The organism is Bradyrhizobium sp. USDA 3364 (assembly GCF_054056355.1).
In genome coordinates this window covers 4,721,193-4,745,944 of the sequence record NZ_JBSRYG010000002.1, presented here as the reverse complement: position 1 = coordinate 4,745,944, position 24,752 = coordinate 4,721,193, and the positions used below count along the sequence as shown (strand labels likewise).

General features: G+C 66.9%; 18 protein-coding genes. 14 read left to right on the top strand and 4 right to left on the bottom strand.

The genetic code is table 11. The annotated features are described in order from the left end of the window. Positions 1-10: 10 nt before the first annotated feature. The gene (locus ACVILL_RS22475; RefSeq protein ID WP_456731032.1) at positions 11-643 is read right to left on the bottom strand and encodes a TetR/AcrR family transcriptional regulator; all 633 of its coding nucleotides are present in this window, start codon (positions 641-643) and stop codon (positions 11-13) included. Between the two features lie 69 nt (positions 644-712). Beyond that, on the bottom strand, positions 713-1,621 hold the full coding sequence (locus ACVILL_RS22470) for a LysR family transcriptional regulator (protein ID WP_456731031.1): 909 nt from the start codon (positions 1,619-1,621) through the stop codon (positions 713-715). A 136-nt stretch (positions 1,622-1,757) separates the two neighbouring features. Between ACVILL_RS22470 and ACVILL_RS22465 the strand changes: the two genes are divergently transcribed. Then, on the top strand, positions 1,758-2,531 hold the full coding sequence (locus ACVILL_RS22465; RefSeq protein ID WP_456731030.1) for an SDR family oxidoreductase: 774 nt from the start codon (positions 1,758-1,760) through the stop codon (positions 2,529-2,531). A 116-nt stretch (positions 2,532-2,647) separates the two neighbouring features. On the opposite strand, the gene ACVILL_RS22460 is transcribed toward ACVILL_RS22465, so the two are convergent. Both ACVILL_RS22460 and ACVILL_RS22455 read right to left on the bottom strand, forming a co-directional pair. After that, positions 2,648-6,997 carry a translocation/assembly module TamB domain-containing protein gene (locus tag ACVILL_RS22460; protein WP_456731029.1) on the bottom strand — a complete coding sequence of 1,450 codons (4,350 nt, stop codon included), beginning with the start codon at positions 6,995-6,997 and terminating at the stop codon, positions 2,648-2,650. Further along, the gene (locus ACVILL_RS22455; protein ID WP_456731028.1) at positions 6,997-8,940 is read right to left on the bottom strand and encodes an autotransporter assembly complex protein TamA; all 1,944 of its coding nucleotides are present in this window, start codon (positions 8,938-8,940) and stop codon (positions 6,997-6,999) included. Before ACVILL_RS22455 ends, ACVILL_RS22460 begins: the two co-directional genes overlap by 1 nt. An 813-nt stretch (positions 8,941-9,753) precedes the next feature. Here ACVILL_RS22455 and ACVILL_RS22450 point away from each other — a divergent pair. The 13 genes from ACVILL_RS22450 (at position 9,754) to ACVILL_RS22390 (ending at position 24,750) form a co-directional block, all read left to right on the top strand. Continuing rightward, positions 9,754-11,004, top strand: a complete 1,251-nt coding sequence (locus ACVILL_RS22450; protein WP_456731027.1) for an ABC transporter substrate-binding protein — start codon at positions 9,754-9,756, stop codon at positions 11,002-11,004. Between the two features lie 138 nt (positions 11,005-11,142). Continuing rightward, positions 11,143-11,961 carry a helix-turn-helix transcriptional regulator gene (locus tag ACVILL_RS22445; RefSeq protein ID WP_456731026.1) on the top strand — a complete coding sequence of 273 codons (819 nt, stop codon included), beginning with the start codon at positions 11,143-11,145 and terminating at the stop codon, positions 11,959-11,961. 135 nt (positions 11,962-12,096) lie between these two features. Further along, a complete protein-coding gene (locus ACVILL_RS22440) occupies positions 12,097-13,107 on the top strand; it encodes a branched-chain amino acid ABC transporter permease (protein WP_456731025.1) in 1,011 nt (336 codons plus the stop codon). A gap of 1 nt (position 13,108) precedes the next feature. Further along, positions 13,109-14,194, top strand: coding sequence for a branched-chain amino acid ABC transporter permease (locus tag ACVILL_RS22435; protein ID WP_456731024.1), 1,086 nt, complete (start codon positions 13,109-13,111; stop codon positions 14,192-14,194). After that, entirely contained in the window at positions 14,187-14,969 is a 783-nt protein-coding gene (locus ACVILL_RS22430) for an ABC transporter ATP-binding protein (RefSeq protein WP_456731023.1), read from the top strand. Before ACVILL_RS22435 ends, ACVILL_RS22430 begins: the two co-directional genes overlap by 8 nt. Further along, a complete protein-coding gene (locus ACVILL_RS22425; protein ID WP_456731022.1) occupies positions 14,962-17,172 on the top strand; it encodes a Tm-1-like ATP-binding domain-containing protein in 2,211 nt (736 codons plus the stop codon). Before ACVILL_RS22430 ends, ACVILL_RS22425 begins: the two co-directional genes overlap by 8 nt. Before the next feature lie 3 nt (positions 17,173-17,175). Further along, on the top strand, positions 17,176-18,009 hold the full coding sequence (locus ACVILL_RS22420; RefSeq protein ID WP_456731021.1) for a phosphoenolpyruvate hydrolase family protein: 834 nt from the start codon (positions 17,176-17,178) through the stop codon (positions 18,007-18,009). A gap of 26 nt (positions 18,010-18,035) precedes the next feature. Further along, positions 18,036-20,933, top strand: coding sequence for a flotillin domain-containing protein (locus ACVILL_RS22415; protein WP_456731020.1), 2,898 nt, complete (start codon positions 18,036-18,038; stop codon positions 20,931-20,933). A 9-nt stretch (positions 20,934-20,942) separates the two neighbouring features. Continuing rightward, the gene (locus tag ACVILL_RS22410) at positions 20,943-21,380 is read left to right on the top strand and encodes an SRPBCC family protein (protein ID WP_028338488.1); all 438 of its coding nucleotides are present in this window, start codon (positions 20,943-20,945) and stop codon (positions 21,378-21,380) included. 3 nt (positions 21,381-21,383) lie between these two features. Beyond that, positions 21,384-21,827: an SRPBCC family protein gene (locus tag ACVILL_RS22405; RefSeq protein WP_456731019.1), complete on the top strand. Its 444-nt coding sequence runs from the start codon at positions 21,384-21,386 to the stop codon at positions 21,825-21,827. A 14-nt stretch (positions 21,828-21,841) separates the two neighbouring features. Beyond that, positions 21,842-22,660: an FAD binding domain-containing protein gene (locus ACVILL_RS22400; protein ID WP_456731018.1), complete on the top strand. Its 819-nt coding sequence runs from the start codon at positions 21,842-21,844 to the stop codon at positions 22,658-22,660. Positions 22,661-22,665: 5 nt separating this feature from the next. Beyond that, positions 22,666-23,145 carry a (2Fe-2S)-binding protein gene (locus ACVILL_RS22395; protein ID WP_018273433.1) on the top strand — a complete coding sequence of 160 codons (480 nt, stop codon included), beginning with the start codon at positions 22,666-22,668 and terminating at the stop codon, positions 23,143-23,145. A 12-nt stretch (positions 23,146-23,157) separates the two neighbouring features. Next, positions 23,158-24,750 carry a xanthine dehydrogenase family protein molybdopterin-binding subunit gene (locus ACVILL_RS22390; protein ID WP_456731017.1) on the top strand — a complete coding sequence of 531 codons (1,593 nt, stop codon included), beginning with the start codon at positions 23,158-23,160 and terminating at the stop codon, positions 24,748-24,750. The last annotated feature ends 2 nt before the right edge of the window (positions 24,751-24,752 follow it).

Sequence of the window (24,752 nt, the reverse complement as noted above, 5' to 3'; positions counted from 1 at the left end):
ATGGGTTGTCTTACTTGATGAAGCGGTCGAGAAAAGCGTCAACGGTGGCTTGCGAAATGATCCGTGTCGGTGCCGTTTTACCGACCACCCGCAGGCCCTCGACGAAACAGACGAGAATTCGGGCGGCACTCGAAGGCTCGACGCCATCGGCCAACTTGCCCGCTGCCTTCGCACGGGAAAGTGCACCAGCCACCCGGGTCTCCATGTCTTTGAAAAAGCCCCCGATGCGACGATCAACGTCGGCATCGCGGCCAGCCAGTTCCATCGCTGTGGCTACCAACAGGCATCCGCGTCGACCATTGGCACCGCTGTTGCGCTCAACGTAGCCGGCAAGATAGGTCCGCAGGCCGTCGACCGGCTCTCGGCTCGGATCGAGTTCGGTATCCATCCGTGTCAGCGCATCGGCAATATAGCGATCGAGCGCATGCAGGAAGAGCGAGTGCTTGTCACCGAAAGCGGCGTAAAGGCTGCCACGCGAGAGCTTCGTCGCACGAAGCAGGTCAGGGAGCGCCGTCGCGTGGTAGCCGCGCGACCAGAACACATTCATCGCGCGCTCGACAGCGACCTCGACGTCGAAACTTCTGGGGCGGCCACGGGGCTGCCGCGCTGGGGTCTGGCGGCTCATGACCGATATATAGATCATTCGGTCTATATATCGCAAGTGCCGCTTTGAGCCATCCGTAAGATGAGTGGAGCCAACGGGCTCCATACCTTAGTTCGCGACCAGCAGGTTTTCCTTCAGCAGGGCTGCCAGCCAATCGGCAAACACCTGCAGCCGCCGCGACAGATGCTGGCGGTGCGGGTACAGCAACGTCATCGGCATCGGCGTAGCGCGGTGCTGCGGCATCAGCTCGACGAGTTCTCCGGCATCGAGATGCCGCTTCACGTCATAGGCTGGAATCTGGATCAGGCCGAGGCCGGCGAGGCAGCAGGCGATATAGGCCTCGGCGCTGTTGACCGTGACGCGGCCGCGCATCGCAATCGTGCGCGCCGCGCCCTGCTCGCACCACTCCCATTCCTCGATGCGGCCGGTCGACGGCGAGGCATAGTTGACCGCCCAATGCGCGCCGAGATCTTCAGGCGCCCGTGGTGTGCCGTGACGCGCGAGATAACCGGGGCTTGCGACATTGATCAGCGTCAGATTGCCGAGCGGCCGCGCGATCAGGCCGGAATCGCCGAGCGGGCCGACGCGCACGGCGCAATCGACGGAGTCCTCGATCAGGTTGATGGCACGGTCGGTGACGCCGAGATCGATGTCGATCTGCGGATAGCGATCGAGAAAAGCGGGCAGCGCCGGCGCGATGACCAGGCGGCCGATCCGTCCGGGCACGTCGACCCTGAGCCGGCCCGAGGGTTCGGCGGCGGCCTGGCGAAACAGGCCCTCGGCCTCCTCGACATCGGCGACGACGCGCAGGCAGCGTTCGTAGAACGCGGCGCCGTCATGCGTGGGCGACACCTTTCGCGTCGTGCGATGCAGCAGCCGCGCGCCGATGCGCTGCTCCAGCTCGGCGACGGCCGCCGAGACCGACGAACGCGGCAGGCCGAGCGTGTCGGCCGCGCGCGTGAAGCTGGAGCACTCGACGACGCGGGCGAAGATGCGGAAGAGATCGATGCGGTCCACGATCAGGCCCCATATTGTTCGCGACTTCTGACAAGTGAAGCCAGAATTGGCAGCTTTATCGGCGAATCCTAGACGATACCGTTAGCTCCGGAAAGCGGCCGCAGGTGCGGACGCGAGACCTGAGGAGACGAGCGTCATGACCGACGACAGCATCAAGGGCAAAACCGTCATCATCGCCGGCGGCGCGAAGAATCTCGGCGGCCTGATCGCGCGCGATCTTGCGGCGCACGGCGCGAAGGCGATCGCGATCCACTACAACAGCCCGGCGACCAAGACCGATGCGGACGCGACCGTGGCGGCGGTGCAGGCCGCGGGCGCCAAGGCAGTCGCCTTGCAGGCCAACCTCACGACGGCGGGCGCAATGGAAAAACTGTTCAGCGACGCGGTCGCCGCGATCGGCCGCCCCGACATCGCGATCAACACGGTCGGCAAGGTCCTGAAGAAGCCGATGGCCGAGATCTCGGAGGCCGAATACGACGCGATGAGCGCGGTCAACGCCAAGTCCGCGTTCTTCTTCCTCAAGGAGGCCGGCCGTCACGTCAACGACAACGGCAAGATCTGCACGCTGGTGACGTCGCTGCTCGGCGCCTACACGCCGTTCTACGCCGCCTATGCCGGCACCAAGGCGCCGGTCGAGCATTTCACCCGCGCGGCATCGAAGGAGTTCGGCGCACGCGGCATCTCGGTCACCGCCATCGGCCCGGGCCCGATGGACACGCCGTTCTTCTATCCCGCCGAAGGCGCGGACGCGGTCGCCTACCACAAATCGGCCGCGGCGCTGTCCGGCTTCTCGAAGACAGGCCTCACCGACATCAAGGATATCGTGCCCTGGATCCGCCTCTTGGTATCGGACGGCTGGTGGATGACCGGCCAGACCATCCTGGTCAACGGCGGCTACACGACGAAGTGAAGCGCGATCTCAATTGCCGGAATCCGCGATGCTCGCCGTCGCGCGCGCCGGGTTGCAGGCGAAGACGATCGACAGGGGCTGCTCTCGGACGTGCGGCTGAAAGCCGCGTTCGCGCGTCACCATTCGAATCGCGTGCCGACCCCGACGGATGTCGAGCCCTTCGCATCGACATCCGATTCGACGCGGATGTGGCGCGTCACGTCGACATTGGCCGACACTCCTGACTGGCTGGCGCTCGCGCCGGTCCGCACGCCGACGCTCAGCCTGTCGCCGATTGCGCGCGAGGCGCCGACCATCGGACCGCCCGCCCCGGCGCCCACGTCCAGATTGTCGACCCCAAGCGAGCGGCGCATACGGTCCACCGTGCCCTCACCACCGCTCGCGAACTGAGCCGCAGCCCCCGCGAGCTGCACGGCCTGTGAGGTCGTCAGGCTGCCGGAAGCTTTCTGAAAGAGAATGCGCGACAGGATCTCGTCCTGCGGCAGTTCAGGCTGCGAATGGAAGGCGAAGACCGGCGCGGCCGCGGGGCCCGAGATTCCGACCTGCGCGGTGATGTCGGAGGCCTGTATCTCCGCCGCGAAATCGAGCTCGGGCGCGAGATCGCCATTGAAGGAGAGATTGCCCTTGGTGAAGGTCAGCGTCTTTCCGAGCACCACCAGCTTGCCCTGATAGAGCGAGAAGGCTCCCTTCGGAACCGGCGTGTTGCTCGTGCCGCCGACGTGAACGGAGCCGCCGAGTTCCGCGGTCACCCCGCGGCCATGGATGAAGACGTGGTTCGGCGCCGAAACCGTCACGTCGAGCGCGGCGTTGAAGAGCGCCGGGCGCTTCTTGTTGCCTTTCGGCGTCTCGGCCTGGCGCGCAGCCGCGAGCCGTGCCGCGGCCTGTCCCGAGGCGTTCACATGGTTGATGCCGTCGATCGGCTTCAGTGTCGACGGCAGGCGGTCCGGAATATCGACGTTAACGCGGGTCAAGTCGACGCGCCCGACGATCCGCGGATCGCGCGCCAGGGCGCCTGTGACGTCAATAGCGAGATTGGCCTGCGCGGTCGCGAACGCGCTGGAGGCAAGCGTCGCCTGCTGACCGCGAACCGAGACCGTTCCGGGAAAACCTGCATCCGGGGCGACCCGTACCTGACCGGAGCCGGACAACGTGCCGCCGTTGGGCGTCACCGCGGCCAGGCGTTCAACGACGATGCGGTCTCCTTCGGCGGTGATTCTCGCCTCGACGGCATCGAGGCGCGTGCCGAGCATGCTGTCGCGGAAGGTGCCCCCGCTCATGGTGACGACACCGCCGATCTGGGGCTTGGCGCGCGTGCCGCCGACACGAGCATCGAGCGCGACGTTGCCGGACACGGTACGGCCGGAGGCGGAAAGCGCGGCATTGGCGACGGCGGCATCGAGGCGGCCCTTCGCAGTGAGCGCGATCGGACCCGTGGCGTCGAGCGGCACTGTGCCCGACGCCGTGATCGTGCCGGCTCGTCCCGCGGCAATGGTGGTGTTCAGGCTCGCGCGGCTCCCATCGAGCCGCCCGTCCGCGGCAACGTCGATCGGCGGCAGGCCGGCGCTTCTGGTCTGCGGCGCCGTCAGCTGCTTGACGGCGACCTTGTATTGCCCGATCGGCGCGGTCGCGGAGCCGGCGATCGTGGCTGAGGCGTCAAGCGTCCCGGCGAGCCCCAAACCAGGCACCGCGACATCGGCCTCGCCGAGCGGGATCGCGCTTGCCACCGCCTTGAGGTCGAGCGTCTTGCCGGCCTTGCCATCGACCGTGAAGCGGCCGCTTCCAATCCCGAGCGCCAGGTGCTCGATCAGCACCGTGCCATCGTCGCGCGTGAAGCTCGCGGGGCCCTGCAGCACGATTGCCTTGGCGCCACGCCGCGCGGTGAAGCGGTTGAGATCGAACCGCACCCGCTCCCTGGACATCAGTGCGCCCGCGGCGTCGAGATCGAAGCCGGCAGCCTTGGCGGACAGGCCGATCGTGCTCGCATCGGCATTGCCCCTGGCCGTCAGCGTGACGTTCGAGACCGTCTGACCGCCGAACTCGACACCGTTGACCTGCGCATCGGCATTGAGCACCGGATGGCTGTAGAGATCGGCGCCATCGGCACGCAGGTCGAAACTGCGGACGGCCGCACCGGCGGCGCGGATCCGCGCCCCCTTGCCAACGAGACGGACGGATTGCTGGCCGCCATCGGCCGAAGCGGCAACGTCGAGCGAGGCCGAACCGGCGAGCTCTGTGAGGGCAAGCGGCGAGAGGTCGGCGAGCGTTCCGGCTGTGAAGCGAATCTGTCCGCTGGCGAATCTCTGTGCGTCGATCGTTGCTGCCCCCTTCAGCGATGCCGACCCGATCGCGATGTCGATGGTCTTTGCGTGCCATCCGGCAAAGGCGGGAGCTGCGCGATCTTCGGGCTCCGACGATCCGCGGCTCACCTGAACAATCCCGCGCGCCGGGTTGCCGTCGACGGAGCCGTCGAGCCTGACGTCGATGGCGCAGAGCCCATTGATGTCGTTGACCGTCGCGGCGAGTTCGAGATGCGGAATCGGGCGCCGCATCGCGGTGGCGCGATCCACCGAGGCTGCGAGCGAAACCCCGGGATGCGCGAGCCCGCCGGTCAGGCTGACGTCGAGAGCGCCCGCACCGGTGAGGCGCGTGTCGGCCGCCGAGAGATCCGGCAGGTCTACACGCGCCGACAGGTCGCTCGAGTCGCGCGTCACCGTCCCTTTGGTGCGAACCGCAACATGGGCACCATCGAGCGACGCGCTGCGGACCGTGTAGGTGTCACGGCCATCGGCGGAGATGTCGGCTGCAAGTGCGAGCCGGGGCCCCACGAACCCATCGAGCGCCGCAACTCCCGTCGCAAGCTTCTCGCCGGCACCCGACATTCTCATATCGAAGCTGCCACGCTGGAAATCCGTGTCGAGATCGAGGCCGAGCGCCACCGAACCCTTGAGCTTCAGCCCGGCAAGGTCGGCAAAGGCGCCGAGGTCGGGCACGGTTCCGGTGGCACGGCCATGCAGGCGATCGGCGCTGACATCACCCGTATAGCTGGCCTGAACCGTAGATGTCCCGATCTCGAATCGCTCGATCCTGGCATGGCCGCCCAGGTCCGTGTCGCCGTGGAGCACGAGCGACGCAGTGTCGCCGATCGCGGCCACCAAACTCGCATCGCGTGGCGCCATGCCGGTGGCGCGCAGGTTCGCGTCAAGGACGATGCGCGTCGCGGGATCGCTGGCTTCGGCACGCGGGACGGCTGTGATGGCAGCATCAAGCGCCGCGACATCTCCGTCCGGCAGATGAGCGCCCGACAGCGCGAGCTTGACCGATGCCGTGGGAGCCTTGATTGGGCCGTTGACGCGGCTGTCGAAGACGAGGCTTCGGATCGAGCCTTGGTCGGTCTCGGTCACGTCGCCGTTGCTTGGCAAGGCGCGGATCGAAGCTGCGAAATCCACGACCTTGTCGGCTCCGAGCAGACCTTTCGCGTCGAGCCGCGCGAGACGGCTCGTAAGCGTCAGCCCGTCGAGGGCAACGCTGCCGTCGTCACCAAATCGCGTCGTACTGTCGAGGCTGGTTTCACCGGCGAAGACCGGCGCGGCGATCGCCGGCAACAACGGCCCGAGATGGCTGGAGAGCCTGGTCGCGAGCACGCGGCCCGCCCCGTTTCGGTCGAGCGTAATCGTACCGGTCGCATCGATCGTGGGGCCGGCCTGCAACTTCAGGGCACCACGAAAGCTGTCGAGCGTGCCCTTGCCGCCCAGCGCGAATGTGACGGGCGGCTCGCCCGGCAGATGGCCGAGCTTCGACATGAGTCCGTGGGCAGGCTCGTCGAGCGTGACGTTGAGGGTCAGCGCATTTCCCTGCGGAACGTAGGCGAGAGCGGCCTTGAAGTGGCCCGGGAAATCCTTGCGGGCGGCATCGAGATTGAAGACGAGCCCTTCCGAGGGCGAGCCGAGCTCGGCATTGCCGGTCGCCGCGACACTGAGGGCCTCCCCCAGAACCGGCTGTCCCAGCGTCAGGGCCCGCAGGTCGAAAGCCTTCACCTGCACCTTGACCGGAAGGTCGGGCAGGATCGGCTGATCGGACTCGGCGGCAGGCTGGTCGGACGGCAGCGGCTTTCGCTTGATCCCAAGCGTGCCGATCTCAAGGCGGTCGATTTCCAGTCGCCCCAGCAACAGTGCGCTGCGTCGCCAGACGAGACGCGCCTTGTCGAGCGTCAACCAGACTCCGTCCTTGTCGGTGATGCTGACGTCGCGCACCGTTGCATCCGAGGACAGCACGCCATCGACGGCGCCGATATGGACCTGGGTCGCCGGCGTCGAGAGCGTCCGCGAGACGAGGCTGGCCAGGAAATCCTGCTGGTTCTCGCCGCTCCCGCCCGCCATCGCGTAGAGAACGACACCGAACACCGCGGCCGCAATGAGGCCCAGGGCCGCGGCAGCGGAAGCGATGATGAACGGCCGTCGGATGCGCATCAGAAGGCTTGCCCAATGCTGACATAGATCGCGTAGCGGCTGTCGCCGGGGCGAGGATTCAGCGGTGTCGCAACGTCGAGGCGGATCGGGCCGACCGGCGTGAGATAACGCAAGCCGAGCCCCGCGCCGTAGCCCACATAGTCGTCGAAGCCCGGCAGGGATGATCGGGAGGCGGTGCCGAAGTCGAAGAATGGCACGAGGCCGATAGTCGGCGTGATCCTCACCCGCACCTCGGCGGAGCCCTCGATCAGGCCGCGACCACCGGTGATTTGACCGAACATCATCGGCGAAATGGTGTTGAAGCCGTAGCCGCGCACGGATCCGCCGCCGCCGGCGAAGAAGCGATGCGCATCCGGAATCTGGTCGAGCGGCGCGCCCGCAAGCGAGCCTGCGGCCAGGCGACCCGCCAGAACGTAGTCGGCCTGCTCGTCGAGCGCATAGTAGGCCGAGCCCGCAACCCGCGCCTCGAACAGATCGATCGTGGAGCCCATCAGCTTCGGATAGGCATTGACGGTCGCCGAGAGGCGCACACCGCGCGTGGGGTCGAGCGGATTGTCTGTCGTGTCGTAGCGGCCGGTCGCCGTGAAGCCGATCAATGTCGCATCGACGCGCCCCAGCACGTCCTGCGATTTCGATTGCTCGACCTGAAGACCGGCCTGCAGCGAAGCCGCCTCCGAAAAGCGATGGATCACGCCGAACGTGCCGCGCACCGTATCGTCGGTGTAACCGCCGAGGTCGTTGTTGCCGACACGCTCGCGGAACGCAGTGGCCTCGATCAGAAGATCGTTGGCCGTACCGAACAGGCCTGGCTTGATGAAAGTGCCGGTAAATCGTGCACCGAAATCCGAGGCGTGCAGATTGTTGAAGCTGGTAACGGACGTGCCGTCGATCCGTTGCAGAAGCGAGGCGGACGCTTCGAGCCTCAGGCGCTCGCCGCCGCCGAACATGTTCCGATCCTCGTAATAGCCTGCAATGCCGGGACCATCGACGGTGGAATATTTCGCCGAGAGGCCCACCACGTGCCTGGGCCTTTCCGTCAAGTCGATGAAGACCGGCAGATTGCCATTGGCATCGAGCTTGTCGGCCTCGCGGACCCGAATTCCCCCGATCGCCGGGATCCTGGCGATCGAGGTTTTCGCCAGGGCGAGCCGCTCTGGCGAATAGGGCTCGCCTTCTCTCAGATAGACATGCGTGGCCACCACTCGCGGATCGACGTCTCCGCCCGCGATCGTCATGGCGCCGATGCCGGCCTTGGGACCTGGTTCGACCCGCAACCGAAGGTCCATCGCGGCGGCGGCATGATCGACGGTGGCCTTGACGTCGGCGATCTTCGCGAGCGGATGTCCGTTGCTGCGGAACCAGTCGACGAGTTTCAACTGCGCGGCGCGCAGATCGGCGGAGATCGCGGGATCGCCGGACTTCAGCGCAAACGCGCGGCGCGGCAATCCCTGCGGCGCCTGGTCGCGCGGATAGTCTACATCAACGGCGCGCAGCTTGAACAACGGACCAAGTCGCGCGACGACCTTGACGGGCACGACGGTCCGATTGCGAAAGCCGTCGGCCCGGCGTGCTGCGGCGGCAAGCCCGGCCTCGTCGAGGGAGATTGGAACTCCATCTATCGTCACATCGATCTGGGCGTTGTAGCGGCCAAGCCCCCAAAGGGCATCGAGCAGCGGATTGACGTCAGCCTGAAGCCGGCGCGCGAGACCTTCGCCGCCCGGTGGCGGTTCCTGTCGAAGCCGATAGGTGCCCGCGGCATCGCGCAATGCCTGTTCGGCGTCGCTATCGCTCTTGCCGTCCGGCGTCTTGGCTTCGATCTGCAACCGATAGGACAGCGTCGTCGCGCTGACCGGCGGCGGATCGTCGGAACCGAACAGGCCAAAGAAGTCGAGCGCGTGGGCCTGCTCGCACAGCGAGCAACCGACGACGGTGACGCATGCCAAACGAAGAACGCGTCGCGCTGCAGCGATGAAATACCTTCGCCTTGCCCGCGCCGGCAGAGGCGGCAGGCATCGACGCACCACGATTTGCTTGATTGTTCCGCTCCGCCCTCGCCTGTTGACACGACCCGAGTCTCCGCACTTCGGGTTCCGGCGATCCCCTGTCTCCGCATTCAACAGGCACCACACGCGAAGTTGATACACTCATGATGGACAATGTTGGGCAAACGTGAGGGAACCTCGATGTTCGTCGCAGTTATCGACTCTCCGATGCGCGTCACCATCGGTTCCGGCAACCATACCTTGTCGACAATCCACCACGCGCATCGCGTCATCGGGATTGCTTGGCGCTGATGCTGGAATCGTCGCCAGCTACTAGAGGCACAGTGCAAGCTCGGCCGATCCAATTCGCAAATGCAGAGGGGCAGGATCAGGCCGAGCCGGCAGACTACTGCCGCGGCCGATCAACGCGGAGCCCGTCATCGCGCGGCGCGTTGCGCGGCCCATGGGCCAATCCGGCCCTGCCGCCGATTTGTTAGACGGCGCAAGCCTCCGCCGCAAAGGCATTTCCGTTTATCGGAATCAAGACTCAGTACGACACTCGCTCGAGCACCGCACATTGCGCAACCTCCGCGACATTGCGCCGCGAACTGCGCTGCGGCGCAACAATCAAAATGAGACTGCCCGTTAAGCCATCGGACGGCGACGACATCCGGGCCGCGCCCGCCTTCGGCTAGCTTTGCCGCCAACAACCGGACGCCATCCGCCTTCGTCAGGCCAAATGGACGCCGGCGACAACAGCGAGGGAGGAGAGCGATGTTGAAAGGCAGTTTAGGACTGATTGCGTTGAGCAGCCTGTTGCTTTCGGGCACGGCGTTCGCTCAGGAGAAGATCAAGGTCGGCGTCACCGCAACGCTCGAAGGCACCTATACGGTGCTCGGCGAGGACGGCATGCGCGGCTTCCAGACCGCGCTCAACGTGCTCGGCAAGAAGATCGGCGACAAGGAGCTCGAATTCGTCGTCGCCTCGACCGACGCGACGCCGGACTCCGCGGTGCGCGCGGTGCGCAAGCTGATCGAGCAGGACAAGGTGCAGATCCTGCTGTCGCCGCTGTCCGGCGACGAGGGCATCGCGGTGAAGAATTTTGCCAAGACGCATCCCGAACTGACCTTCGTCAACGCCGCGTCCGGCGCGCAGGAGACGACCTATGTCGATCCGGCGCCAAACTTCTTCCGCTACAACATGGACGGCGCGCAGTGGCAGGTCGGCCTCGGCAAATACGCCTATGAGACCAAGGGCTATCGCAAGATCGCGACCGTCGGCGAGGACTACTCCTTCATCTACACCCAGGTGTTCGGCCTGGTGCTCGAGTTCTGCGGCGCCGGCGGCCAGGTCACCAACCGGCAATGGGTGCCGCTCGGCACCAAGGATTTCGCCTCGGTGATCGCGGCACTGCCCGACGATGTCGATGCGATCTATCTCGGCCTAGGCGGCGCCGACGCCGTCAATTTCCTCAACCAATATCAGCAGGCCGGCGGCAAGGCGCATCTGATGGGCGGCTCGATCATGATCGATCAGACCATCCTGTCGTCCAAGGGTAACGCCAAGAACGCGCTGGTCGGCACCATCGCCGCGAGCGGCCAGGCCGATACCTGGGAGGATCCGGGCTGGCAGAAATTCGTGAAGGCCTATCAGGACTCCTTCCCGGAGAGCAAACGGTTCCCGAGCCCGTCGCTGCTCGCCACCAACTATTACGGCTCGACGATGGCGCTGATCCTGGCGCTGCGGCAGGTCAATGGCGATCTCTCCAACAACCAGGCCAAGCTGAAGGACGCGCTGGCCAAGATCGAGATCGACGCGCCGAACGGCAAGATCAAGCTCGACGCCAACCGCCAGGCGATCGGCACCAATTTCGTCACCGAAGTGGTCGATGACGGCAAGGGCGCGCTGTTCAGCAAGGTCGTGAAGGTGATCCCAAACGTCAACCAGACCCTGGGCTACGACCCGGCTGTTTTCGCCAAGATCGGCCTGCCGAGCCGCACGGTGCCGGAGTGCAAGAAGTACTGACGTATTTGTTGCAGGTGCGAGCAAGCCAGCCGTGACGGAGGCGCGCGGTTGCATCGAGTGCCCTGCTCGCCCTTGCTTTCCGCGGGCGGATGATGAACGCTTGTCGAAAAGACAAGAACATCCCGCGGGAGGGGAGGCATGAGCAGGGCGCTTGCCGTCTTCCACGGCCGGTTCGGTCGCGCGACGGTCTATCAGTTGAACCGTCCCTTCAACGTGCATGCGCACCGCGAGGGGCACCTGATCTTTCATGTCGGCGGCACGCCGGCGCAGATCGACGTCTCGGAGCAGCGCCTGCTGCTCAAGGACGACACCGTGGTCGCGGTCAACCCGTGGGAACCGCACAATTTCCTGCCGACCGACATGGATCACGGCGCGATCTTCTTCGTGCTCTATGTCAACGCCGAATGGTTCACGCCGCAGCCCGCCAGCGCACAGGGCCTGCGGTTCGGCCGTACCTTCTTTCCGCGCACCGAAGCGCTCGACCGGCTGATCCGCCGCACCGCAGCACTGGTGTGCGGCGCGCCGTCGCTGCGCAGCCTTGATTGCGAGCTCAGGCAATTGATCGACTCCTGCTACGAGGAGAGCTGGCAGGCCGCGCAGGACGCGCGCGCCGCCGCGGCGGTGACCGATTTCCGCGTCCGCAAATCGATCAGGCTGATGTCGGAAAGCCCCGGCGCCGAGATCGAGCTCGATGCGATCGCGCGCGAGGCTGGCCTGTCACGGCCGCATTTCTACCGGCTGTTCCGGACGCAAACCGGCGTCACCCCTCACCTCTACATGAACACGCTGATCATGGAGCAGGCGCTGGATGCGCTGGTCGCGACCGAAGCGCCGATCGCCGATATCGGCTTCGATCTCGGCTTCTCCTCGCAGAGCGGCTTCACCCGCTTCTTCGCCGCCAATGTCGGCATGGCCCCGACCGACTATCGCCGCGCCGCCAAGGTGTTGCGGCCGTGAAGCGAGTTCCCGAGAAAAGCGATAAAGGGAAACGATAAAAGATACTCTCGATCAAATCCGGCGCTTTCGCCCTCGGTAGGATATCAGACACGCGGCCCGGCAGACGGCCGCGACGTCAGAGGGAACGCGACGGAGATGGCCAGGTTCATCGAACGCCATCCGGCCTGGGCGCTGATCGTGATCATCGCGGTCGCGGTGCTGGCGTGGCTGGTGTTCGCGATCTGGCCGCCGGGGCTGGAAGCCGCGATCGGCCGCAAGCGCGTATTCCTCAACGCCGTGCTGAACGGCATCACGCTCGGCGGGCTGTACTTCCTGGTGGCGAGCGGCTTCACGCTGATCTTCGGCCTGATGCGCAACGTCAACCTCGCGCACGGCTCGCTCTATCTGTTCGGCGGCTATATCGGCTACGCGATCAGCACCTGGACCGGATCGTGGATCCTGTCCTTCATCGTCGCCTTCATCGCGGTGGCGCTGGTCGGCGTGATCCTGCAGCTCGCCGTGTTCCGCCGCATGGAGGGCCAGGACCTCAGGCAGACCATGGTCACGATCGGGCTCTCGATCGTGTTCGCCGACCTGATGCTGTGGGTGTTCGGCGGCGACTTCTACCAGGTCCAGACCCCGAGCTGGCTGATCGGCCCGGTGCAGCTGCCGCTGCTCACCGCGATCAAATCATCCGGCGAGCCGGTCTATCTGCAATATCCGCTGGTGCGGCTGGTGATCTTCGCCGCCTCCGTCGTGATCGGGATCGCGATGTGGCTCGCGCTCAACCGCACCCGGATCGGCATGATCGTGCGCGCCGGGGTCGACGACCGCGACATTCTCGCGGCCACTGGCGTGCGGATCCAGCTCGTGTTCGTGCTGGTATTCGCGCTCGGCGCCGGCCTCGCAGGGATCGCCGGCGTCGTCGGCGGCACCTTCCAGTCGCTGTCGCCGGGCGAGGACACCCGCTTCCTGCTCGCCTCGCTCGTCGTCGTGATCGTCGGCGGCATGGGCTCGATCCCGGGGGCTGCGCTCGGCGCCGTCATCATCGGCCTCGCCGAGCAGCTCGGCTCGGTCTACATCCCGACCTACGCCATCGTCGTCACCTTCCTGATCATGGTGCTGGTGCTGGCGCTGCGGCCGCAGGGCCTGCTCGCGAGGCGATGAGATGTCGTTGCTCCAGAGCACCCAGTTCCGCCCCGACCGTTCCGCCAACGCGACCCGCCGCGCCCTGGTCCGCGCCTGGCCGGAATTCCAGAATCCGGCGGCCTGGCTGGTCGCGCTGATCCTCGTGATCATGCCGCTGATCGCCAACGGCTTCTTCCTGATCGAGATCTTCGCCACCACACTGATCCTCGGCATCATCGCGCTCAGCCTGATGTTCCTGGCCGGCTATGGCGGCATGGTCAGCCTGATGCAGCTCACGATCGCGGGCTTCGCCGGCTACATGGTCGCGGTGTTCGGCATGAGCGGCAATGCCAATATCAGCCTGGGCTGGCCGTGGTGGCTCGCAACGCCGATGGCGCTGGCGCTGGCGACGCTGTTCGGCACGCTCGGCGGCGCCCTCGCGGTGCGCACCGAGGGCATCTACACCATCATGATCACGCTCGCGATCGGCGCGGCGTTCTACTACTTCACCAACCAGAACTGGGCGATCTTCAACGGCCACACCGGCATCAACACCGTCGCGACGCCGCATTTCTGGGGCGTCGACTGGCGCGCCGATATCGCCTTCTACTATGTGACGCTCGGCGTCGCCGCGATCTGCTACTTCGCCGTCCAGTATGTCTCGCGGGCGCCGTTCGGCCTCGCGCTGCAGGGCGTGCGCGACAATTCCCGCCGCATGGCGGCGCTCGGCTTCAACCCCAATGCCCATCGCATCGCGGCCTACGCCTTCGCCGCCTTCATCGCAGCGCTCGGCGGCGTGCTGCAGGTCTGGAACTACCGGCAGATCTCGCCCGGCTCGGTCAGCGTCGGCGCCTGCATCGACGTCCTGATCATCGCCGTGGTCGGCGGCATCACGCGGCCGATCGGCCCATTCATCGGTGCGCTGATCTTCGTGCTGCTGCGCACCTTCGCGCTCGACGTGCTGATCAAGTTCGGGCTCGACGGCAACCGCTTCCGGCTCTTGATCGGGCTCGGCTTCCTCGCCATCGTGTTCTGGTCGTCCGACGGCGTGATCGGCCTGTGGGAACGCTGGCGCCTGCGGAATGCTTCCGCGACGCAACGTTCCGGCGGAGGCCGCCATGGATAGCGTCGCGCAGCGCCTGTCCGCGGTCGGCGCCGGCGCGGCGCTGGAGCTGCGTGGCGTGACCCGGCTGTTCGGCGCGCTGGCGGCGCTGACCGACGTCACCATCACCGTGCGCCCCGGCGAGCGTCGCGCGGTGCTCGGCTCGAACGGCGCCGGCAAGACCACGCTGTTCAACTGCATCACCGGCGACTTCCCGCCCTCCTCCGGCACGATCCGCTTCTTCGGCGAGGACATCACCCAGTTCCCGCCCTATGAGCGGATTCGCCGGGGCTTGCGCCGCACCTACCAGATCTCGGCGCTGTTCCCCGGGCTCACCGTGCAGGACAACATCTACCTCGCCTGCCGCGGCGTCTCGCGTGGCCGCTTCTCGTTCCGCCGCCCGGGGCAGCACGATGCGCTGATGCACGCGACCGAAACGCTGGTGCAGGCCGTGCACCTCGCTGATGTGAAGGACCAGCGCGTCGCCGAGCTGGCGCATGGCCAGCAGCGGCAGCTCGAGATCGCGCTGGCACTGGCCGGCGCGCCGCGCTTCATCCTGTTCGACGAGCCGGCGGCAGGGCTGTCGCCGACCGAGCGGCGCGAGCTGATCGAGATCCTGACCTCGCTGCCGGCGCATATCGGCTACATCATCATCGAGCACGACATGGACGTCGCGCTGCGCGTCGTCGAGAGCGTGACGATGATGCACAACGGCCGCATCTTCAAGGAAGGCCTGCCGCGCGAGATCGAATCCGATCCCGAGGTGCAGGAGCTTTATCTCGGAGGCGGCCATGAATGACCGCCGCACCGCTCCCGCGCTCGAAGTGAAGGGCCTTGACGTCTATTACGGCCATTCGCACGCGCTGCAGGGCGTCGACCTCACGCTCGATGGCGGCGTGTTCTCGGTGGTCGGCCGCAACGGCATGGGCAAGACCACGCTGTGCAAGGCGATCATGGGCCTGGTGCGCGCCAGCGGCGGCTCGATCCGGGTTCGCGGCGAGGAGGTCACGCGGCTCAATCCGGCGCGGATCGCCCGGCTCGGCGTCGGCTATGTGCCGCAGGGCCGGCGGCTGTGGCGTTCGCTGACCGTCGACGAACACCTGGCGCTGGCCGCCGGCCTGCGCCGCGGCGCCTGGACCATCGAGCGCATCTACGACACCTTCCCGCGCCTCGCCGAGCGCAAGAACAATGGCGGCAACCAGCTTTCCGGCGGCGAGCAGCAGATGCTCGCGATCTCGCGCGCGCTGCTGACCAACCCACATCTCCTGATCATGGACGAGCCGACCGAGGGCCTTGCGCCCGTGATCGTCGCCCAGGTCGAGGACATGCTGCTGCGCCTCGGCGACGAAGGCGATATCTCCGTCCTGGTCATCGAGCAGAACATCGGCGTCGCGACGGCGGTGTCGCGCAACGTCGCCATCATGGTCAATGGCCGGATCAACCGCATCATCGACTCCGCACGCCTCGCGACCGACCGCGAGTTGCAGCAGCGATTGCTCGGCGTCGGCACTCACGGCTCGGACGAAACCGACGCCGAGGCCGCACCGGCAAAGGTCGAAGCGGCCGGCGCGCCGCAGCCGGAACGCAAGGGGCCGGCCCGCATCTACGTCTCCAATCCCGTGCTGCCGACGCGCTGGTCGCAGCCGGTGCCGATAGCCCGGATCGAGGCCGCCGCACGGACGCAGTCCGCCGCCGTCACGCGGCTCGAGGAAGCAACCCGCACGCGGCGCGAACCGACAACGTCCCGGACATCCGGGCCGCCGGTCGTGCTGGTCGTCGGCACGCTCGACACCAAGGGCGCCGAGCTGCGCTTCATCCGCGACATCGTCGCGGGCACTGGCCTGCGCACGCGGCTGGTCGACGTCTCGACCAGCGGCAAGGCGGCGAGCTGCGACGTCACCGCGCAGGAGGTCGCACTGAACCATGGTCGCGGCGGCTCTGGCGTGTTCGGCACCGATCGCGGCGCTTCGGTGACGGCGATGGCGGAGGCATTCGAACGCTGGCTGCGGCGTCAGGGCAATATCGCCGGCATCATTTCGGCGGGTGGCTCCGGCGGTGCGTCGCTGGTCGCGCCCGGCATGCGCACGCTTCCGGTCGGCGTGCCGAAACTGATCATCTCCTCGGTCGCCTCCGGCGACGTCGGTCCCTATGTCGGCCCCGCCGACATCACCATGATGTATTCGGTCACCGACGTGCAGGGCCTGAACTCGATCTCACGCACCGTGCTCGGCAACGGCGCCCATGCGCTCGTCGGTATGGTCAAAGCGCGGCTCGATGAGCAGGCTGGCAAACAGCGCGATACCGCCGCCGGTCTCCCCGCCATCGGCATCACCATGTTCGGCGTCACCACGCCGGCGGTGCAGAAGATCTCCGCCGACCTGCGCGAGGATTTCGAATGCCTGGTGTTCCACGCCACCGGCGTCGGCGGCCGCTCGATGGAAAAGCTGGTCGAGTCGGGCCAGCTCGCAGGGGTCATCGACCTCACCACGACCGAGGTTTGCGACCTCCTGATGGGCGGCGTGTTCCCGGCGACCGAGGATCGCTTCGGCGCCATCATCCGTAGCCGCGTGCCCTATGTCGGCTCGGTCGGTGCGCTTGACATGGTCAACTTCGGCGCGCCCGATACCATCCCGGAGCGCTACCGGCAGCGCAAGTTCCACGTCCACAATCCGCAGGTCACCTTGATGCGGACCACGCCGGAAGAGAACGAGCGCATGGGCCGCTGGATCGGCGAACGCCTCAACCAGATGGACGGCCCGGTGCGTTTCTTCCTGGCCGAGGGCGGCGTCTCCGCGCTCGATGCGCCCGGCCAGCCGTTCTGGGACCCGGATGCCGACGCCGCGCTGTTCCGCGCGCTGGAGCGCACCGTGCGCCAGACCAGCAACCGGCAGATCATCCGCATCAAGCGCAACATCAACGATCCCGAGTTCACCGCTGCCATCGTCAGCGCGTTCCGACCACTGCTCGGACGCGCCGGTGGCCGGCGGAGAGTGGCGAGGTGACCCATGGCGAGCTTTGAACGCGCGGCGCTGTTGAAGAAGTTTCACGCCATGATCGCACGCGGCGAGCCGATCGTCGGCGGCGGCGCCGGCACCGGGCTGTCGGCGAAATGCGAGGAGGCCGGCGGCGTCGACCTGATCGTGATCTACAATTCCGGCCGTTACCGCATGGCCGGCCGCGGCTCGCTCGCCGGGCTGATGCCTTATGGCGACGCCAACGCGATCGTCGTCGAGATGGCCGGCGAGGTGCTGCCGGTCGTGACCAAGACGCCGGTGCTCGCCGGCGTCAACGGCACCGATCCATTCCGCGACATGGACGTGTTCCTCGATCAGCTCAAGGCGCTCGGCTTCGCCGGGGTACAGAACTTCCCGACCGTCGGGCTGATCGACGGCACCTTCCGCGCCAACCTTGAAGAAACCGGCATGTCCTACGCGCTCGAGATCGACATGATCGCGAAAGCGCATGACAAGAACATGCTGACCACGCCCTATGTGTTCAGCGAGCAGGAGGCGGCCGCGATGGCGATCGCCGGCGCCGACATCATCGTCTGCCACATGGGCCTGACCACGGGCGGCACGATCGGCGCGCAGACCGCGCCAAAGCTCGCCGACTGCCCTGCCCGCATCGAGGCCTGGGCCGACGCCGCGCTCAGCGTCAATTCGAACATCATCGTGCTCGCGCATGGCGGTCCGATCGCGGACCCCGAAGACGCCGATTTCATCATGAAGCAGACCCGCAACTGCCACGGCTTCTACGGTGCTTCCTCGATGGAGCGCCTGCCGGTCGAGCGGGCGCTGACGGATCAGGTTCGCAAATTCAAGGCGATCGGCGCGCGCTAGAGCCGCCGTGACCAAGGGAGGAAGAGATGTCGGGGATGCTGGTCGGTGAATTGATCCTCTGGCTCATCGTCGCGATCGTCGCGATCGTCATCATCGTCTATGTCGTGAACTGGCTGTATCACCGCTCCTCGAAGGAGGTCTCCTTCGTCCGCACCGGCTTCATGGGCGAACGCGTGGTAATCAACGGCGGCGCCTTCGTGCTGCCGTTCATCCACGATTACACGCCGGTCAACATGAACGTGCTGCCGATGGGGATCGTGCGCTCCCGCCAGGACGCCGTGATCACCCGCGACCGCATGCGCGTCGACATCGAGGCCGATTTCTACGTCCGCGTTCAGCCGACCCGCGAGGCGGTCTCGATCGCCGCCGCCACGCTGGGCCGCCGAACCATGGAGCCGCAGCAGCTGCACACCCTGCTTTCCGGCAAGTTCATCTCCGCGATCCGCTCGGTCGCGTCCGAGATGACGATGGAACAGATGCACGAGCAGCGCGGTGACTATGTCGCCCGCGTCAAGGCCAATGCCGCCGAGGCGCTGGCGCAGAACGGCCTCGAACTGGAGTCGGTCGCGATCACCGATCTCGACCAGACCGACCTCGAATATTTCAACCCCTCGAACCGGTTCGACGCCGAAGGCCTGACCCGGCTGATGGAGGACATCGAGGCCAAGCGCAAGCTGCGCAACGACATCGAGCAGGACTCGATGATCAAGATCCGCTCCCGCAATTTGGAGGCCGAGCGGCAGGCGCTGGAGATCGAGCGCGAGAGCGAGACCGCCCGCCTCGAACAGGAACGCGACATCGAAATGCGGCGCGCCCTGCAGCGCACCGAAGTCGCCCGCGAGCGCGCGCTGCGCGAGACCGAGGCCGAGCAGGCCCAGATCACCGCGCGCGAAGCCATCGAGAAGGCGCGCATCGCCAACGAGCAGGCGATCACCGAAGCCCGCATCGCCTCGGAGCGCGAGACCAGGCACAAGGAGATCGAACGCACCCGCGCGGTCGAGGAAAAGGAACTGCTGGCCCGCGAGGAGATCGAGAGGGTCAGGATCGCCAACCAGCGTTCGGTCGACACCACGCGGATCGCGTCGGAGCGCGAGGTGCGCCAACGCGAGATCGAGCGGATGCGGACGGTCGAGGAAGCCGAGATCGCCGCCCGCGAGGCGATCGAGAAGGCGCGCATCCAGCAGGATCGCGTCGTCACCGATGCCCGCATCGCCAATGAGGAAGAGACCCGCCGCCGCGAGATCGAGCGCACCCGCGCCGTCGACGAGGCCGAGATCGCGGCCCGCGAGGCCACCGAGAAGGCGCGCATCGCCCAGACCATGACGGTCAATGTCGAGCGCATCTCCTCCGACGAGCGCACCCGGGCGCTGGAGATCCAGCAGGTCCGCACCATCCAGGAGGCCGAGATCGAGGCGCAGAAGGCAGTCGAAGCCGCCCGGATCGCCCGCGAGAAGACGCTGGCTGCCGAGCGCATCGCCGCCGATCACACCACCCGCAAGCTCGAGATCGAGCGCAACCAGGCGGTCGAGATCGCCGGGATCAGCGCCCGCGAAGCCACCGAGGCGTCGCGGATCGCCCAGGAAGAGCATGTCCGCTCGCTCGAGATCGCGCGCACCCGTGCGATCGAGCAAGCCGACATCGCCTCCCGCGAGGCGATCGAGGCGGCACGCATCTCGCAGGAGAAGTCGGTCGCCGCGCAGCGCATCCAGGCCGAGCGGGAAACCCGCGGGCTCGAGATCGCGCGCACCGAGGCGATCGAGGCGGCCGAGCTGAACCGGCGCGACGCCATCGAGCGGCAGCGGATCGACGTCGAGCTGGCGCTGGAAAGCGAGCGGATCGCCTCGTCCCGGACCCGCGAGGTGCTCAATATCGACCAGAAGAAGACGATCGAGCTTGCTGATGAGGAGCGCGTGATCGCGCTCGCCGCCAAGCGCTCGGAACGGATCGACGCCGACCGGCAGGTCCGGCAGGCCGAGATCGTGGCGCGCAAGGACATCGACACCACCGACGTCTCGCGCGAGCAGGCGCTGGAGGCAGCCCGGATCGCACGGCGCCGCGCGATCGAGCAGCTCGAGGTCGCCCGCAACCAGTCGCTGCAGGAGGCCGAGATCGCCGCACGCGAGGAGGTGGAGCGCGCCCGCATTGCCTCGGATCGCGGACTCGACGAGGCGAGGGTCGGCCGCGAGCGCGAGCTCCGCAAGCTCGAGGTCAACAGGGAGAAGGACGTCGAGACCGCGCTGATGGAGAAGGCCATCGCGCTGCATCAGAAGTCGCTGGAAGAGTCTGCGGCGCGCGCCGCGGCCGAGGATGCGCGGATCCGTGCGACGGAAGCGGCCGAGCGCGTCGTCACCGCCCGCGAGAGCGAGATCGCAAAGCGGCGCAAGACCGTCGAGGTGCTGCTGGCCGAAAAGCAGGCCGAGGAGACCAGGATCGCGGCCGAAGCCGAACGCGTCCGCGCCGCGGTCGAGGCCGAGGCACAGCGCATGCTCAACGAGGCCGAGAACGTGCTGACCGATCAGGCGCGCTACTCGCTGTTCCGCCGCAAGCTGCTCGACCGGATCGAGGGCATCGTGCGCGAGAGCGTCAAGCCGATGGAGAAGATCGAGGGCATCCGCATCCTTCAGGTCGACGGCCTCAACGGCAACGGCAATGGCGGCGGCAACGGCCGCAGCGCCACCGACGAGGTGATCGACTCGGCGCTGCGCTACCGGGTGCAGGCGCCGCTGATCGATTCGATCCTGTCCGATATCGGCGTCGAGGGCGGCAGTCTCGCCAGGATGCCCGGCCTGATCCGTGAGGCCCGCGACATGCAGGGCATCAAGGACTCCACGCGCAAGAGCGGCGGTGACGCCAAGCCGGCGGCGCCCGAGGGCGGCGGCGAGCCGGCGGCGCGCCCTGAGCGCACGCCGCGCAAGAAGGACTGAGCTGACGCCATGGCACGGGTTTACGTCTCCACCGTCGTCAACGCCCGCAATGACCGGGTCTGGGCCCGGGTGCGCGATTTCAACGGGCTGCCGAACTGGCACCCCGCGATCGCGGAGAGCCGGATCGAGGGCGGCGAGCCCTCCGACAAGATCGGCTGCGTCAGGGATTTCCGGCTGCGCAACGGCGATCGCATCCGCGAGAAGCTGCTTGGGCTGTCCGACTACGACATGTTCTGCACCTACTCGATCCTGGAATCGCCGATGGGCGTCGAGAACTATGTCGCGACCTTGCGGCTCACGCCGGTCACCGACGGCGACCAGACCTTCCTGGAATGGACCGCCGAGTTCGACTGCGCGCCGGAACGCGAGACCGAGCTCGTCAACAATATCGGCGGCGGCGTGTTCCAGGGCGGCTTCGACGCGCTGAAGCGGGCATTCGGAGGATAGGCCGTGCCGCACATCGTCAAAAGCACGATCCTGAATGCACCGACCGATGCGGTGTGGGCCGTGCTGCGCGATTTCAACGGCCATGACCGCTGGCACCCGGCAGTCGCGACCAGCGGCATCGAGCGCGCGCAGCCCTCGGACAAGATCGGCTGCGTCAGGCGCTTCAAGCTGAAGGACGGTGCCGAGCTGCGCGAGCAGCTGCTGGCGCTGTCCGATCTCGAGCAGTCGTTCAGCTACTGCCTGCTCGATACGCCGATCCCGATGTTCAACTACGTGGCGCATGTCCGCCTGCTGCCGGTCACCGACGGTGACCGCACCTTCTGGCACTGGGAATCGCGTTTCACGACGCGGACCGAGGACAGGGACGGCATCACCCAGATGGTTTCCGAAGACATCTACCAGGCCGGTTTCGAGGCCATCCGCCGGCATCTGAAGGAGGCCGCGTAAGCGGGAAGCACATCATGCCAGTCACGGTGAAGACCTTCACCAGCAGCCATGACGCCGCGGCGGCGCTGTCGTCGGACCGCAGCGCCCGCTATCTCGGCGGCGGCACGCTGGTGATGCGGGCGCTGAACGAGGGCGACATCTCGATCTCGACGGTGGTCCGTGCCAGCGACCATGCGATGACGCGGATCGACGCGTCAGGCTCGCGCATCACGCTCGGCGCCGGCATCACCTTCGCGCGCATCCTGGCCGAGCGCGATCTCGGCTTCCTGCATGGCCCTGCCCGCTCGATCGGCGGACCGGCGGTGCGCAACATGGGCACGGTCGGCGGCAATCTGTTCGCGCCGGTGCCGTATGGCGACTTCACGGTTGCGATGCTCGCGCTCGACGCCGTCGTGTCGGTGCAGGGCGGCCTCGGCGGCCGCGAGATCCCGATCGACGAGTTCCTGCAATCGCGCGACCGCCAGACCGGCGTGCTGGTGCTCGCGATCTCCTTTGCAAAACCCGGCAGCACTGAGGCCTTCCGCTACCGCAAGATCGCGCGGACGAAGCCCAAGGGCGGTGCCGTCATCACCTTGGCTGCGCACCTTCCGATGAATGGCAGCCGCATTGTCGGCGCACGCGTCGCGCTCGGCTCGATGGCGCCGACGCCGATCCGCGCCCGCGCCGCCGAGCGCGCGCTGGAAGGCCGCGCGCTCGACGCCTCCACCATCGGTGCGGCCGCAGCGGCAGCGGTCGAGGGAACGTCGCCCGGCGACAACGCGCTCGCCAGCGGCTGGTATCGCCGCGAGATCGTCGGCGTGCATCTCCGCCGCCTGTTGTCCGGTCAGGAATAATCGTGATGGCCAAGACTGCGCTTCAGTTCCAACACAACGGCCGCGACGTCGCGATCTTCGTCGACGGCGGCACCAACCTGCTGGTCGCGCTGCGCGAATTGATCGGAGACATGACGCCGAAATTCGGCTGCGGCCAGGGCGGCTGCGGCACCTGCAGCGTGCTGATCGACGGCGAGCTGCATCTCTCCTGCCTGACGCTGGCCGAGACGGTCGCCGGCCGCTCGGTCGAGACGCTCGACGGCATCAAGGACGGGCCCAACCTGCACCCGCTGCAACGCGCCTTCGCCGACAATTTCGCCGCGCAGTGCGGCTATTGCACCCCGGGCATGCTGATGGCCGCAAAGGCGCTGCTCGACCGCAATCCGCAGCCCAGCCGCGCCGAAGTCGTCGAGGCAATCTCCGGCAATATCTGCCGCTGCACCGGCTATGAGCCGATCATCAACGCCGTGCTGGCTGCCGCATCCGGCGGCCGGGCCCGCGCGTAAGGAAACAGTGCCATGCTGGAATTGCGCAAGGACCTCTTCGCCGACGAGCGCGACGACAATTTGAAGGAAATCGGCAAGGGCACGCAGCGCCAGGACATGCTCGGTCATGTCACCGGCACCTCGCCCTATTTCGACGACCACAAGCTGCAGGGCATGCTGCACCTGAAAGTGGTGCGCAGCGTGCATCCTCATGCAAGACTGCGCCGCATCGACACCTCGGAAGCGGAGCGATCGCAGGGCGTGCGGCGCGTGATCCGCGCCGCCGACGTACCGCGCAATCTGAACACGCTGCTCTCGCTGATCAATTTCGGCAAGGACGACGAGCCGTCGCTCGCGGTCGACAAGGTGCGCTACAAGGGCGAGCCGATCGTTGCCATCGTCGCCGACAGCCCGCGCGAGGCCTTTGAGGCCATCGCCAAGGTCAAGATCGACTATGAGCCGCTGCCGGCGGTCTTCGACGTCGAGGACGCGCTGAAGCCGGGCGCGCCCGTGGTCAACGAGGTCTATCCGAAGAACACCTTCACCTATCACGAGACCTACGATCACCAGCAGCTGCGCTTCGGCGATTCCGATCGCGCGCTCGCCACGGCCGACCACGTGCTGGAGCAGCGCTACCAGATGTCGCCGATCGAGCACGCGCCGACCGAGACCAACGGCTCAATCGCAGCGCCCGACACCAACGGCCGCTACATCGTCTACACTTCGACCCAGGCGCTGTTCTTCTCGGTCGACACCTGCGCCAAGATCCTCGACGTGCCCTCCAACACCTTCCACTTCATCGGCGGCACCGTCGGCGGCGGGTTCGGCGGCAAGGTCGATACCCTGACCGAGCCGCTCTGCATCCTCGGCGCGATGCTGACCGGGCGGCCGGTGCGCTACGTGTTGGGGCGCGAGGAGGAGATGCAATACGGCCCGCCGCGCGGCGCCGAGCGCATCTACATCAAGGACGGCGTGATGCGCGACGGGCGCGTCGTCGCCCGCAAGGTGCGCGCCTATTTCGACAGCGGCGCCTACACGCGGCTGTCGAGCTATGCGGCGGTGAAATGCGCCGCCCATCTGCCCGGCCCCTACACGATCCCGAACGTGCATGGCGACGTCTATTGCGTCTTCACCAACCGGACGCCCGCGACCGCGATGCGCGGCTTCGGCGTCACGGCGATGGATTTTGCGATCGAATGCCAGATGGACAAGCTCGCCCATCTGGTCGGCATGGACCCGATCGAGTTCCGGATCCTCAACGCGTATCGCGACGGCGACATGAAGGCGCACCGCCGCGAGGCCAAGAACACCGCACTGATCGAATGCGTGCAGGTCGCTGCGGAGAAGGCGAAGTGGCCGATCCGCGAGGACTTCAAGCGGATGTCGTCACGCAAGGATGGCGGCGGCGCCCGCGCTGCAGTGACGCCGACGCCGCGCGAGATGCATGCGCCGCCGGCGGCAGCATCCCAGCAGCGTACGACGTATGATCGCGCACCGGTCGCGACCCGCGAGCCGCCGCCACCGCCGCCTTCTTCTCCGCCACCGTCACCTCCGCCGCCGCGGCCTAGCGCGCCGTCGCATGGCGCCACCCGCTTCTCTTCCGTCTTCGGCACCAGGAGGCGCTGACC